11 protein-coding genes are annotated in these 14,395 nt (G+C 71.9%); 6 read left to right on the forward strand and 5 right to left on the reverse strand.

The features are described 5' to 3' along the window. Window positions 1-61 precede the first annotated feature (61 nt). Window positions 62-2,977 (forward strand): RCC1 domain-containing protein, encoded by a 2,916-nt coding sequence (locus IFU40_RS10550; RefSeq protein ID WP_191926283.1) that lies wholly within the window; start codon window positions 62-64, stop codon window positions 2,975-2,977. Window positions 2,978-3,045: 68 nt separating this feature from the next. On the opposite strand, the gene hpf is transcribed toward IFU40_RS10550, so the two are convergent. The 5 genes from hpf to mtrA all read right to left on the reverse strand — a co-directional run bounded on the left by hpf (window position 3,046) and on the right by mtrA (window position 8,608). After that, complete coding sequence (gene hpf, locus IFU40_RS10555; protein WP_055834583.1) at window positions 3,046-3,708, reverse strand: ribosome hibernation-promoting factor, HPF/YfiA family; 663 nt, start codon at window positions 3,706-3,708, stop codon at window positions 3,046-3,048. Between the two features lie 93 nt (window positions 3,709-3,801). Then, window positions 3,802-4,479 carry a ComF family protein gene (locus IFU40_RS10560; protein WP_191926284.1) on the reverse strand — a complete coding sequence of 226 codons (678 nt, stop codon included), beginning with the start codon at window positions 4,477-4,479 and terminating at the stop codon, window positions 3,802-3,804. 100 nt (window positions 4,480-4,579) lie between these two features. After that, a complete protein-coding gene (locus tag IFU40_RS10565; RefSeq protein ID WP_191926285.1) occupies window positions 4,580-6,238 on the reverse strand; it encodes an LpqB family beta-propeller domain-containing protein in 1,659 nt (552 codons plus the stop codon). Continuing rightward, a complete protein-coding gene (gene mtrB, locus IFU40_RS10570; RefSeq protein WP_191926286.1) occupies window positions 6,235-7,920 on the reverse strand; it encodes an MtrAB system histidine kinase MtrB in 1,686 nt (561 codons plus the stop codon). The genes IFU40_RS10565 and mtrB overlap by 4 nt, the downstream gene beginning before the upstream one ends. A gap of 7 nt (window positions 7,921-7,927) precedes the next feature. Further along, window positions 7,928-8,608 (reverse strand): MtrAB system response regulator MtrA, encoded by a 681-nt coding sequence (gene mtrA / locus IFU40_RS10575; protein WP_055834573.1) that lies wholly within the window; start codon window positions 8,606-8,608, stop codon window positions 7,928-7,930. 161 nt (window positions 8,609-8,769) lie between these two features. On the opposite strand from mtrA, the gene IFU40_RS10580 reads away from it, so the two are divergent. From IFU40_RS10580 to IFU40_RS10600, 5 genes are read left to right on the forward strand one after another with little or no spacing between them, the layout of a single operon-like run. Next, window positions 8,770-10,125 (forward strand): glycerophosphoryl diester phosphodiesterase membrane domain-containing protein, encoded by a 1,356-nt coding sequence (locus IFU40_RS10580; RefSeq protein WP_191926287.1) that lies wholly within the window; start codon window positions 8,770-8,772, stop codon window positions 10,123-10,125. Then, window positions 10,122-10,811 carry a DUF4129 domain-containing protein gene (locus IFU40_RS10585; protein ID WP_156784810.1) on the forward strand — a complete coding sequence of 230 codons (690 nt, stop codon included), beginning with the start codon at window positions 10,122-10,124 and terminating at the stop codon, window positions 10,809-10,811. The genes IFU40_RS10580 and IFU40_RS10585 overlap by 4 nt, the downstream gene beginning before the upstream one ends. After that, complete coding sequence (locus IFU40_RS10590) at window positions 10,808-12,001, forward strand: DUF4350 domain-containing protein (protein WP_191926288.1); 1,194 nt, start codon at window positions 10,808-10,810, stop codon at window positions 11,999-12,001. The genes IFU40_RS10585 and IFU40_RS10590 overlap by 4 nt, the downstream gene beginning before the upstream one ends. After that, window positions 11,998-13,008 (forward strand): AAA family ATPase, encoded by a 1,011-nt coding sequence (locus IFU40_RS10595; RefSeq protein ID WP_191926289.1) that lies wholly within the window; start codon window positions 11,998-12,000, stop codon window positions 13,006-13,008. Before IFU40_RS10590 ends, IFU40_RS10595 begins: the two co-directional genes overlap by 4 nt. Next, on the forward strand, window positions 13,008-14,309 hold the full coding sequence (locus tag IFU40_RS10600) for a DUF58 domain-containing protein (protein ID WP_191926290.1): 1,302 nt from the start codon (window positions 13,008-13,010) through the stop codon (window positions 14,307-14,309). Before IFU40_RS10595 ends, IFU40_RS10600 begins: the two co-directional genes overlap by 1 nt. The last annotated feature ends 86 nt before the right edge of the window (window positions 14,310-14,395 follow it).

The following is a 14,395-nucleotide window of genomic DNA, read 5'->3' on the forward strand; positions in this document are numbered from 1 at the left end:
GAAAATTCGACTCATCAGGGTCGCCCCGAACGAACCACCTTCCCGAGTGGAGCGCGCCAGCATGAACATCACCCCCTCAGATTCCGTCGCCCCCGTCACGGCGTCCGGACCGTCCCGCCGTGTACTCCTCGGTGGAGCGGCCTGGAGCGTTCCCGCGATCGTCGTGATGACCACTGCTCCCGCCTACGCGGCCGGTAGCGAGCTCGGCACGCTGGGCGTCACGACGCCGAACATGCAGGTGGTCGCCGCGGGCACGACCGCCGTCACCGCGCTCCTCCGCGACACCGCAAACCAGCCCCTCGCAGGAAGGGCCGTGACGTTCACCGGGCCGGCCGGCTCCAGCTTCTCGCCGGCCACCGCCACGACCAACGGTTCCGGCATCGCCACCACAACCCTCACCACCACCGACACCTGGGCCACGCCCGGCAGCTCCCTGACGCTCACCGCGACCAGCACCGGTATCACGGGCACAGCCACCCTCAGCGTGCTCGGTGCCAACGCCTACGCCACCGGCAACAACGCCAATTCCGCCCTCGGCACCGGCTCCTCGGCCACTGCGATCTCGACGCCCGCCCAGCTGTCGCTCGTCTTCCCCTCCCCGGTGAAGAGCCTCACCGGCGCGCCCGGCTTCTCCCTGGCCCTGCTCGAGGACGGCACCGTCTGGAGCATCGGAGACAACTCTCTCGGACAACTCGGCGACGGCACCACCACCACACGAACCACGTGGGCGAAGATTCCCAGCCTGTCGGGAGTCACACAGATCGCCGTCGCCGGGTCGAGGAGTGGGTACGCTCTGCTGTCCACCGGCCAGGTGCGCGCGTGGGGCTCCAACGTCAACGGCGAGCTCGGCAACGGCACCACCACGAACAGCACCACACCCGTCGCCGTCAGCACGCTGACCGACGCCACCCAGATCGCCGCAGGGACCTCGACCGCCTACGCGATGGTCGCCGGTGGACAGGTGCGCGCCTGGGGCCTCAACGATCAAGGCCAGCTCGGCAACGGCACCACCACGAACAGCACCACACCCGTCACCGTCCAGAACATCACCGGCGCCACCCAGATCGCCGCGGGCGCGTTCAGCGGATTCGCTCTCGTCGGCGGAACGGTCCGGGCATGGGGCTCCAACGCCGTCGGGACGCTCGGCAACGGGACGAACACGAGCAGCAGCATCCCGGTGACGGTGCAGAACATCACTGGCGCCACCCAGATCGCCGCAGGACTCTCCACCGGCTACGCGCTCGTCGGCGGACAGGTCCGCGCCTGGGGAAACAGCGGCAACGGGGCGCTCGGCAACGGCACGGGCAGCAGCACCAACACCCCTGTCACCGTCTGCCAACTCACCGGCACCAACCAGCTCGACCCACTCACCGGTATCACCCAGATCGACGCCGGCAACTTCAGCGGGTACGCCGTCAACAACACCGGCACCGTGTACGCCTGGGGAAACAACGCCCAGGGAGAACTGGGCATCGGCAGCACCCCCAGCACCACCAACACCGCCGTCACGGTCCCCGGCATCGGCGGCACCCCCACGATCGGCAAAGCCCGCATCAAAGGAGGAGCCAGGATGTTCTTCCTCCGCACCGGTAGCGACACCCTCAGCGTCACGACATCGAACATGCAGGTCGTCGCCGCGGGTACGACCGTCGTCACCGCGGTGCTTCGCGACAGCGCGAACCAGCCTCTCGTCGGAAAGGCCGTGACGTTCACGGGGCCGGCCGGCTCCAGCTTCTCGCCCGCCACCGCCACGACCAACGGTTCCGGCATCGCCATCACAACCCTCACCACCACCGACACCTGGGCCACACCCGGCAGCTCCTTGCAGCTCACCGCGGCCAGCACCGGCGTCACCGGCACGGCCACCCTCACGGTGCTGGGCGCCAACGCCTACGCCACCGGCAACAACGACAATTCCTCCCTCGGCACCGGCTCCTCGGCCACGACGATCTCGACACCCGCCCAGCTGTCGCTCGTCTTCCCCTCCCCCGTGAAGAGCCTCACCGCCGCGTCCGGCTTCTCTTTGGCCCTGCTCCATGACGGCACCGTCTGGAGCATCGGAGACAACTCCCTCGGACAACTCGGCGACGGCACGACCACCACCCGAACCACGTGGGCGAAGATTCCCAGCCTGTCGGGGGTCACACAGATCGCCGCCACCGCGTCGAGGAGCGGGTACGCCCTGCTATCCAACGGCCAGGTGCGCGCCTGGGGGTCCAACGTCAATGGCGAGCTCGGCAACGGCACCACCACGAACAGCACCACACCCGTCACCGTCAGCACCCTGACCGACGCCACTCAGATCGCCGCAGGCAGCGGGAGCGCCTACGCGATCGTCGCCGGCGGGCAGATGCGCGCCTGGGGCCTCAACGATCGAAACCAGCTCGGCAACGGCTCCTCCACGAACAGCACCACACCCGTCGCCGTCCAGAACATCACCGGCGCGACCCAGATCGCCGCGGGCTCGTTCAGCGGATTCGCCCTCGTCGGTGGCGGAGCGATTCGGGCATGGGGCTCCAACGCCGTCGGGGCGCTCGGCAACGGAACGAACACGAGCAGCTCCGTCCCCGTGACTGTGCAGAACATCACCGGCGCCACCCAGATCGCCGCAGGACTCTCCACCGGCTACGCGCTCGTCGGCGGACAGGTCCGCGCCTGGGGATACAACGCCAACGGAGGGCTCGGCAACGGGACGAACACGGACAGCAACACCCCCGTCACCGTCTACCAACGCACCGGCATCAACCAACTCGACCCACTCACCGGCATCACCCAGATCGACGCCGGTTACTTCAGCGGGTACGCCGTCAACAACACCGGCACCGTCTACGCCTGGGGAAACAACCCCCAGGGAGAACTGGGCATCGGCAACACCACCAACACCAACACCGCCGTCACGGTCCAAGGCCTCGGCGGCACCCCCACGATCGGCCAAGCCCGCAACAGGGGAGGCGCCAAGATGTTCTTCATCCGCTGATCCCCGGCAGATCGCATGACGGAGCCCCTGTCCTTCCGGACAGGGGCTCCGTCATGCGGCAGGGTGCGTCAGGACGCGATCTGCTCCGCCGGTGGGGCCTGCGCGGCGAGCGCGATCACGCCGTAGTCCCAGCCCTTGCGGCGGTAGACGACGCTGGGGTGGTCGGTGCGGGCGTCGATGAAGAGGAAGAAGTCGTGGCCGACGAGCTCCATGCGGTCTACGGCGTCCTCGACCGTCATCCACTCGGCGCCGAACTCCTTCTGGCGGATGACGACGGGCGAGTACTCCGCCTCGTCGACATCGGAATCCTGGACCGGCACCTCACCGGTGGCGACGGCGCGCAGCACCTCGACGGAAGCGGGCTCGACGTCGATGCCCGCCAGTTCGCCGGTGCCTTTCTCGAAGCGTGCCCCGCGGGGGTGGTTTCGGGCGTCGACGCGCTTGTCTTTCGCGCGCCGCACCTGCTCGGAGATCTTGTCGACCGCGAGGTCGAGAGCGGCGAACTTATCGGCATCGGTGGCCTCGGCTCGGACCACCGGGCCCTTGCCGTCGAGGGTCAGCTCGACGGTGTCGTCTTCCATGCGCCCGTTGCGGTACGAGCGGTGGGTGACCTTGACTTCGAGAGTCTGAGCGCGGGGCGCCAGGTGCTCGATGCGACTGACCTTCTCTTCAACCACGGTGCGGAAACGATCGGTGATACCGACTCCCACTCCGACGATGTTGGTGTCCATCAGTGACCTCCTTGTTCCGGGTTCCGCCCGGTCTAAGGGCGGAACATCCGTCGCCTTCAGTCATCCCCACGCTAGTCCGACGCCACCGCCCTGTCACGTAGCAATCACCTGCGATTCACCTTCTGATGCGCTGCGACGCGGCGTGTACGCGAGCGCGACGGCCCTCACCTCGGCGGCTTCCGCCGCTCGGAGGGCCCGCGTCGCCTCGAGCAGCGTGGCCCCGGTCGTCACCACGTCGTCGACGACGACCACCCTGCGCCCGACGACGGACCGCGCGGCGAAGGCTCCCCCGACGTTCTGCTGTCGGGCGATGCGATCCAGGCCGCGCTGATCGGCCGGCGTGCGCCGCACCCGCAGCACGCGCTCCGGATGAAACCCCGCCCGACGCACCAGCAGCTCGACCGGTCGATAGCCGCGGCGCCGGAAGGCCGCAGCCGACGAGGGCACCGGGACGACGAGGGCGCCGGAGACCGCCGCCGCACGCAAGACATCGGCGAGAGCGGGGGCGAGATCTCGGGCGAGGGAGGTGCGACCTTCTTCTTTGAGGGCGCGCAGGACCCGCGCCGGCACCCCCGAGAACTCGAGCGCGCACAGCACGGGCACCCCCGGCGCCACCTCGCGCGGGACGGGGACCGCGGCCAGAGCCCGGCGGCATCCGGAGCACAGGGACTCATCGAGCGCGCCGCAGCCGGCGCACGCCAGCGGAAGCCAGAAGGTCAGGGCATCGCAGAGGGCCGATGAGATCGTGTCGACGAGCGCAGGACGAGACATGCGGGCCATCGTTCCGGACGCCCCCGCTCGGGCGCAGGGCGAAATGCCCCAACCGTGGACGGATGCCGCACCGACCGGGCTGGGGAGAAGCCGCGCCCGCTCAGGACGTGGTGCCCTGCTGCGCCGCCAGCACCCGGATGTTGGAGGCCACCAGGGTCCACGAGCTTCCGCGCCGACTGTAGAGGCGCCCCTGGTCGTCGAGCACGCGGACGCTCGTGCTTCCCGCGGCGAGCGTGCGCGCCCCCTCGGGCGCCTGCGCCTCGGTGCCGCGCCCGCCCACGCTGAGCTCGCTCAAGCGGCTGACACCGTCGACCGACGAGAGGACGCCGATGGTGGTGTCGTCGAGCCATGCGATATCGAACGCCCCCTGCTGCGAGAACGACAGCACGTGCGGCGGGCCGAGGTCGATCTCGCCCGCCGAGCGCAGGATGCCGGCGACCCACACCTCGCGCGCACCCGACACGGTGACGATGGCCGCCACCCTCGTGCCGTCACGGGAGATCTGCATCGCGGTGATCTCGGAGGCATCGGGCCACGCATTGCCGACGTCGCGGGGAACCCCCTCGGGCGTGATGACGTGCAGCTGCGCGGGGGCCGCACTCGGCACGCTCCAGATCGCTCCCTCGGCGTCGATCGTGGGGGCGATGAGGCCCGGGCGGTCGTCGAGCAGGAACGTCCGACCGTCGGCGAGAGCGCTCGCCACCGTTCCCTGCTGCGTGCGCACCGCCGCCAGGCTGCGGTCGGCTTCGAGTTCCACCATCGTCGGCGCCAGGGACTCGATCGCGTCGGACAGACCCGGGATCGACTCGACCTGGTCGCCCGAGAGGGCACCGAACACACCGAGCGAGGTGAGCACCGCCGGCGAGGGATCGATGCGCGTCACACGCACGGCGACCTCGGAGGCGGTGACCGGGGTGCCCTCCACCGTCATCTGCACCTCGCTGATGCCGGCCGACGAGAGGCTGCGCGCCAGTTGGGTCTGCATGCGGTCGAGGGTCGTGCGGTCCAGGCTCAGAGCCGCCCGCGGCAGTTGCACCTGGGCGACTCCCCCCGACGACAGCGTCACCGAGCGCCCCACGAGCGACAGCTCTTCGGGGAAGGCGTTGCGCACGGCGCCCGACAGCCACGAGCTCGGCTGACCGTCGACCAGGGCGGTCGCGACGCGGCTGGCCACCAGCGCACGGGGGAACCATCGCACGTCGGGGACGATGAAGCTCCACGTCGGGTCGAAGTACGCGATGGATGCCGACTGGTAGACCGTCGGGAACACTTCCTCATACAGCACGACCCCGTCGGGGGCGGAGGTGATGCGCCACTGACCGTCGACCTGCGCGAGGGCGAAGGACAGGGTCTGGGCGCTGCCCGTGGCGGCCGGGGCGTAGGCGCCGTCGGCATCCACCCCCGCCACCGTCGACAGCGACACCGTCACCACCGAGCCGTCGGCGGAGGGCGCGGCGCGGCGGGCGGCGAGCGTGTCGATCGTCACGCGGGCGCGGGGGTCCCACGTGGCACCGGGCGACAGGAACAGCTTCGCGGTCGCCCAGTCGTCGGCCGGCCCCGAGCCCGCGCGCAGGAACCCCTCGACGATCTCGGCCGGCGACGCGTCGTCCTGCGGACCGTCGGGCACGAACGCGAACGCCTGCGCGTCGTCGCTCTGCGGGCCGCGGCCGGGGTTGACGTACCCGGTGGTCGGCAATCCGGTGCACGCCGTCAGGGCGAGCACGAGAGCGAGGCTGACGAGGGCCAGGGCGCGTCTCACGGCATCCTCCCGAAGCTCGAGCGGTTGAGCGAGATGGGCTGGGTGAGCCCCAGCGCCTCGAGGGCCCCGCCCTGCTCGTCGTCGGGGACGAGGGGCAGGGGCGAGGCGCCGACGGGTCGTCCGTCTCGGGGCAGGGTGAGCACGAAGTTGGATCCGCGGCCCGGTTCCGACCACACCGCCAGGGTGCCGCCGTGCAGCCGCGCGTCGCCCAGGGCGATCGACAGGCCCAGACCCGTGCCGCCGATCGTGCGCACCCGCGACGGGTCGGCCCGCCAGAACCGGTCGAACACGCGCTCGACGTCGTCGGCCTTCATACCCAGACCGAAGTCGCGCACGCCGAGCGCCACCGCGTCGCGGTTGCTGTCGACCGAGACGACGATCGGCCGCCCCTCGCCGTGCTCGATGGCGTTGCCGAGCAGGTTGCGCACCACGCGCCGCACGCGGCGGGCGTCCATGTCGACGGGGGTGTACCCGCCGGGTGCGACCAGGCGCACGTCGGAGCCGTGCCCTTCGGCGAGCTGCTCCATCGAGAGGATCACGTCTTCGGCGAGGTGGGCGAGGCTCGTCGCCTCGAGCTCGAGCTGCACGGAGCCGGCGTCGTACCGGCTGATCTCGAGCAGGTCGGTGAGCAGCACCTCGAAGCGCTGCACCTGCGCGTGCAGCAGCTCGGCCGCGCGCCCCGTCACCGGATCGAACTCCTCGCGCTGGTCGTTGATGATGTCGGCGGCGAGGCGGATCGTCGTCAGCGGCGTGCGCAGCTCGTGCGAGACGTCGGACACGAAGCGCTGCTGCACGAGCGAGAGGTCGGCCAGCTCCTTGATCTGCGACTCGATGCTGTCGGCCATGGCGTTGAACGACCGGTTCAGCGTCGCCAGCTCGTCTTCGCCGCGCACGGGAAGACGCACGCCCAGATCGCCCGCCGCGAGCTTCGCGCTGGTCTCGGCGGCATCCGCGATGGGCGTGGTGATCGAGCGCAGCACGAACCACGCGATCGAACCGATGAGCACCACCAGGATCAGACCCACCACCCACAGCAGCACCTGGACGAACGCGAGGGTCTGCGAGGCGCTGATGAGGTCGTACCCCATGTACAGCTCGTAGGAATCGACCCCGTCTTCGGCCGGGAAGCGCAGTTGATGACCGACCAGGATGCCGGGAACGTCACGGCCCCCGTCGGAAGGCAACGCCACCGACTGCCACCACTGCAGATCGGGACTCGACTGCACCTGTTTGCGCAGCGCGTCGGAGACGAGGCCCGACTCGAACGCGGGCGAGATGAACGGCTGCGGCGCCAGGGGCGAGGGCGGACCGATGCGGTACAGCGCGATCAGATCGCTCGAGGACTGCTGCGACAGCCGCGTCGCGATGCCGTTCATGAGCGTCTGCGCCGCGGCCGGATCGGTCGAGTCGACGGCCGCGTCGAGCGTGGCCTGCGCCGACGCGGTCGCGCGCTGGGCCTCGAGGAGCACCTGGTCCTTGCGGGCGGTGAACAGCTCGTTCTGGATGACGAGGGCCATCGCCACGCACGTGACGAGGATGGTCACGGCGGTGAGGGCCACCGTGATGAGGATCGTGCGGAAGCGCAGGGAGCGTCGCCACAGCGTCGCCAGGCGATCGCGGACCGCCCGCCAATCGCGCCAGCTGCTGACCCGCGGCGGGAGCGTCCGCACCGCGTCCGTCATCGCGCGCTCAGGCCACCGCGCCGGCGCGGTAGCCCACGCCGCGCACGGTGGTGACGATCCGCGGGTTGTCGGGGTCGGCCTCGATCTTGGCGCGCAGACGCTGCACGTGCACGTTCACCAGACGGGTGTCGGCCTTGTAGTGGTAGCCCCACACCTGCTCGAGCAGCATCTCGCGCGAGAACACCTGCTGCGGCTTCTCGGCCAGGGCGACGAGCAGTTCGAACTCGAGCGGCGTCAGCGCGATCGGGCTGTCGCCACGGCGCACCTCGTGCGCGGCGACGTCGACGACGAGGTCGCCGATGCGCAGCGTCTCGTCGACCGGAGCCTGGGACGGCCGCAGACGCGTGCGGATGCGAGCCACCAGCTCCTTCGGGTTGAACGGCTTCATGATGTAGTCGTCGGCGCCCGACTCGAGGCCCTTCACCAGGTCGGCGGTGTCGGTGCGCGCGGTGAGCATGATGATCGGCACGCCGGACTCGGCGCGCACGCGCGTGCAGATCTCGATGCCGTCGACCCCCGGCAGCATGAGGTCGAGCAAAATGAGGTCGGGTCGCTCGGTGCGCCACGCGTCGACGGCCTGGGCGCCGTCGGCGCAGAAGACCGTGTCGAATCCTTCGGTGCGCAGCACGATGCCGATCATCTCGGCCAGCGCGGTGTCGTCGTCGACCACCAGGATCCGTGAAGTCATTCGGGGGTACGTCTTCCGTCTCGAACCCGTGCGGCACGGGCACAACGCCCGGGGTGAGGGCGCGTTCCTCCGAGAGTAGTCGACGAGGGTGAGATGAGGCCGAGCGTGTCGGGGGTGTGTGACACGATGAAGACACTGCCGTGCAACGAGGAGGCGTCACCGTGACCGCGTATCCGAACTGGACCCCGGCCTCTCGACCCGGCATAGTGCCGCTGCACCCGTACGGCTTCGGCACGATCCTCGGCCGCTCGTTCGTCGCCCTACGGCACAACCCGAAGGTGCTGCTCGGCTTCGCGCTCGTCGTGCAGGCCGTCGCCTACATCGTGCTGGCCGCCGCGGTGGGCGCCATCGCCGTCGCCAGCTTCTCGCGCCTCGACACCGTTGCCTACGGCGGTGACGACTGGGGCGCGATCTTCGCCGGATCCACCGTCATCACGGGCGCCGCCGCCCTCGTGCTGAGCCTGCTGGTCGGGGCGCTCAGCGTGGTGGTGCAGGGCGTCGTCGTCTCCGAGGTCGCTCACGCGGTCGTGGCCGAGAAGCCGACCCTGAAGGCCGTCTGGGCCCGCGTGCGCCCGGTGATCTGGCGGCTCATCGGCTACAGCGCCCTGGTGGTTCTCGCCAGCCTGGTGGTCGTCGGCGTGCTCGCGGGCATCGTGACGCTGCTCGTGATCTCGGTGCTGTGGCTCGGCATCCTCGTCGGCGTGTTGTTCGTACTCGGGCTGATCCCGCTGTACGCCTGGCTGACGACGAAACTCTTCCTCGTGCCCTCGGCGATCATCCTCGAAGGCGCCGGAATCCGCGCGGGGATCGCCCGCTCGTGGCGGCTCACCCGCCGGCGGTTCTGGTCGACGTTCGGCGTGATCGTGATCATCTCGTTCGGCTTCAGCGTGCTCGCCCAGCTCATCTCGGTGCCCTTCAGCCTCATCGCGGGGATCGTTCCGGGCATCCTCGCCCCCACCGGCACCGACGAGGTCGGGGCGGTCGTGGGAATGATCGTGGTGCAGGTGATCGGCCAGTTCGGCATCCTGCTCGTGCAGTGCATCGCGCTGGTCGTGCAGTCGACCTCGGCCGCGCTGGTCTACGTCGACGCCCGCATGCGGGTCGAGGGTCTCGACCACGATCTGCACACCTACGTCGAGGCACGCGATGCCGGGGCCACCGACCTCGCCGATCCGTACCTCGTCGGCGTCGGTCGCGTCGTCGAGCGGCCCGCCCCCGCGCCCGTCGGGGCGGCACCGCCCTACGCCGGCTACGGCGCCCCGGCTGGATACGGCGCTCAGGCCGCGTACGGCGCCCCCGCCGGATACGGTGCCCCGGCGCCGTACGGTGCTCCCCCGGTCCCCGCTCCCGCCTCGGACGCACCCGCGCCCGGGTCGGCCACGCCCGCCGATCGGTCCGCCGACGAGGCGGTCTCGGGTCCGGCGACTCCCCCGCCGCCCGCCCCGCCAGGCCCCGACGCGGCCCCGCCCGCGGCACCCACCTCGTGGGCCGCGCCCGGGTCGCCGACCGATCGATGACGGCCGCCGCTCTCGCGACCGCCGCCGCCGCGGTGTTCCCGCTCCTCCCCGATCCCGACCAGGCGCGGGAGTGGGCGGAGCGCGAGCTCGAAGACCCGTCGTACCAGGCGTCCGAGCCGACCTTCATCGACCGCGTGGCGCAGGCCGTCGCCTCGTTCATCGGCGACCTGCTGCGGCCGTCGGGCAACGCCGACTGGGGGCCCTCGGCCCTCATCGTGCTGGCCGTGCTCTTGGCCGTCGGCATCATCGTCGCTCTGCTCATCTGGGGGCGCCCGCGCCGTCTCGTGCGCGCGCAGCCGGCGGCGCGCGCGCTCTTCGACGACGACGACGGGCGATCGGCCGACGAACTGCGGCGCGAGGCCGATGAAGCCGCCGCCCGCGGGGCATGGGACGCAGCGATCGTGCTGCGCTTCCGCGCCGTCGCGCGGGGTCTGTCGGAGCGCGGCCTCGTGGACCCGCCGCCGGGGGCGACGGCGCGCGCCTTCGGCCGTGCCGCGGGGGTCGCCCTGCCCGCACTCGCCGCCGCGATGGACACCGCCGCCGCGAGCTTCGACGACGTGCGCTATCTGCGCCGCCCCGGAACCGCGGACGGGTATCGCGCGATCGCCGATCTCGACGAGGCCGCCGTCCGAGCCCGCGCCGTCACCGACAGCGCCGTCACCGACCGCGCGGCGGCCCCTTCATGAGCGCCCCCTCGGGTGTCGCCAGCCCCGCATCGGCCTCGCGCTCCGCACACCCCCGCCGACGCGCCGCCCTGGGGTGGATCGCGCTGGTGGTGGCCCTGCTGCTCGTCGCGCTCGTCGGCGGCTCCCTCGTGTACGGCGGCTACCAGCAGCGCGCGGTGCTCGACCCCGAGTCGGCCGGCCCCGACGGCACCCGAGCGGTGGTGCGCATCCTCGAGCAGCAGGGCGTCCGCGTCACCGTCGCCCGCGACCGTCAGGCCGCCGAACGCGCGCTCGGCGGAGGCGACGCCACGCTCGTGCTGCGCGACGCCCCGATGCTCTCCGACGACGCACTGAGCGACCTCGCGGAACGGGCACGGCACACCGTGCTCGTCGAACCGCGCTCGCGGGCGCTGGGCGTGCTGCTGAACGGCTCGGCGCTGGGCGGTTTCGCCGACGACGCGACGACGGGTCCGGCGTGCGACGTGCCCGCGGCACGGGGCGCCGGAGACGCCCGCGTGGGCGAACTGCTCGTGCCGGGCGACGGCGTGCAGGGCTGCTACCCCGTCGGCGACGAATACGCCCTGCTGACCGACGAGCAGGGCGGACGCACGGTGACCGCCCTCGACGGCCTGTCGGTGCTCACCAACTCCACCCTCACGGCCGACGGCAACGCCGCGTTGGCGATCGGCGTCCTCGGACAGACCGACGCTCTCGTCTGGTACGTGCCCTCCCCCTCCGACGCCGACCAGGGCACCACCGCCCCCACCCTCGCCGACCTGACACCCCCCTGGGTGACACCGGCGATCCTGCTGCTGCTCGCCTCCGCGCTCACCGCCGCCGTCTGGCGGGGCCGTCGGTTCGGCCCGCTCGTCACCGAGCGCCTCCCCGTCACGGTGCGGGCGAACGAGACCACCGAGGGCCGCGCGCGACTGTATGCCGCCTCGGCCGACGCGGGGCACGCGCTCGACGAGCTGCGGCGCGCGAGCCGCGCCCGGCTCGGTCGGCTGCTGGGCCTCGCGGCGCGCACCTCCCCCGTCGACACCTCCGATGCCGTCGCCGAACGCCTGGGCGCCGACCGAGGCATGGTCCGCGGCATCCTCGTCGACGACTCACCCCGTACCGACCGTGACCTCGTCGCGGCCGCCGACCGACTCCGCGATCTCGAGGCGAGCGTGCGCGCCGCCGTCCGAACCGAAGGGACCACCCGATGACCGACAGCCCCGAGAACTCCGCAGCTCCCCACACCACGACCGCGAGCGCCGACGACCACGCGGCCCTCCGCGAGGCCATGCACCAGGTGCGCCTCGAAGTCGGCAAGGCCGTCGTCGGCCAGGACGGCACCGTGACAGGGCTGCTGATCGCCCTGCTCTCGCGGGGACACGTGCTGCTCGAGGGCGTTCCGGGCGTCGCCAAGACGCTGCTGGTGCGCTCCTTCAGCCGCGCGCTCGGTCTCGACACCCGCCGCGTGCAGTTCACCCCCGATCTCATGCCCGGAGATGTGACGGGTTCGCTGGTCTACGACGCGCGGGCCGGGGAGTTCGAGTTCCGCGCGGGCCCGGTGTTCACGCACGTGCTGCTCGCCGACGAGATCAACCGCACGCCCCCCAAGACGCAGGCGGCACTGCTCGAGGCCATGGAAGAACGCCAGGTGTCGTCCGATGGGGTGAGCCGTGCGCTTCCCGACCCGTTCCTCGTCGCCGCCACGCAGAACCCCGTCGAGCACGAGGGCACCTACACCCTGCCCGAGGCCCAGCTCGACCGCTTCCTGCTGAAGCTCGTCGTCGACCTGCCGGGCCGCGACGCCGAGGTCGACGTGCTCCGCCGGCACGCGGGAGGATTCGACCCTCGGCACCTCGACGAGGCCGGGGTGACGCCGGCGGTCACCGCGTCGCAGATCCTGGCGGCACAGCGCGCCGCGGCATCCGTGGCCGTCGACGACGACCTGCTCGGCTACGTGGTCGACCTCGCGCGCGCCACGCGTCAGAGCCCGTCGGTGCTGCTGGGCGTGAGCCCGCGCGCCAGCACGGGTCTGCTCGCCGCCGCGAAGGCGTGGGCCTGGCTCGGCGGTTACCCGGCGATCACGCCCGACCACGTGCAGACCATGCTCGTGCCCGTCTGGCGTCACCGCATCCGCCTGCGGCCCGAGGCCGAGATCGAGGGCGTCTCGGTCGACGCGATCCTCACGTCGGTCCTGCAGCAGACGCGCGTCCCCATCTGATGTTCGTTTCCGGCCGTCTCGCCCTGCTCGTCGCCCTCGGCGTCGGGCCCCTCGTGCTGCTCAGCACCGCGGGGGCTCCGGCGTGGGCGGTCGCGAGCGGATGGGTGGCTCTGTGCGTCGTGCTCGCGGCGATCGACATCGCCCTCGCCGCCGACCCGCGCCGGGTGGAGATCACTCGCACGCTGCCGGAGCGGGCGCTGCGCGACGAGCCGGTGACCGGCGAACTGCGGGTGCGCAACCTCGGTACCCGCCTGCTGCGCGCTGTCGTGCGCGACGCGTGGCAGCCGACGGCCGGGGCGCCCGACGAGCGGCAGCGTTTCACCGTGCCGCCCGGCGAGCGACGGGGAGCTGCGCTGTCGTTGCTCCCGCGGCGCCGGGGCGAGTTGCGCAGCGCCTTCGTCACCGTGCGCGCCGCGGGTCCCCTGGGGCTCGCCGGCCGACAGGCGGTGGTCGACGCCCCCGGGCGTCTGCGCGTCCTGCCCCCGTTCACTTCCCGGCGACACCTCCCCTCGCGACTCGCCCGCCTGCGCGAGCTCGACGGCAACACCTCGCTGCAGGTGCGCGGGCAGGGCACCGAGTTCGACAGCCTGCGCGAGTACGTGCGGGGCGACGACGTGCGCTCGATCGACTGGCGGGCGACGGCGCGCGCCGGAACGACCATGCTGCGCACCTGGCGTCCCGAGCGCGATCGGCACGTCGTCATCGTCATCGACACCGGACGCACGGCCGCCGCCCGCGTGGGTGACGGCGTGCGGCTGGATGCCGCGATGGAGGCCGCTCTGCTGCTGTCAGTGCTCGCGACGCGCGCCGGTGACCACGTGCACCTCCTCATGTTCGACCGCGTGACCCGCGCGCGCGTCACCCGCACCGATGGCGCGCAGCTGCTGCCCGCGCTGGTCGAGGCGATGGCGCCCGTCGACCCGCAACTCATCGACACCGACTGGGACGCCGCCTTCGCGCAGGTGCGGGGCCTCTCGGTGCGCCCCGCGCTGGTCGTGCTGCTGACGGCCGCCGACGACCCCGAAGCCGCACGCGCGTTCCTCGCGTCGCTCCCGGCGGTCGCGGCGCGATCGCGGCTGCTGGTGGCGACGGCGACCGACGGCCCGGGCGACGCCCCGGCCCACCGCGACGCCGCCGACGTGTACGCCGCCGCCGCGATCGAGCGCGCGCGGCATGACGCCGACCGGGTGCGGGCGGCCGTGGTCCGCGCCGGGGGCGACGCCGTCTCGGCGTCGGCCGACGATCTGCCGCCGCTCGTCGCCGACCGCTACCTCGCGCTGAAGGCGGCCGGGCGGCTGTAGCACACCCAGCCCCCATGCAGCCGGAGACATACGACGCGGCTTATCCTGGGGGGTACCCTTCGAGCCGTCGGCGCGTCCCCTCCGCG

Source organism: Microbacterium sp. CFBP 13617 (assembly GCF_014839445.1).
In the GTDB taxonomy this organism is placed as follows: Bacteria; Actinomycetota; Actinomycetes; order Actinomycetales; family Microbacteriaceae; genus Microbacterium.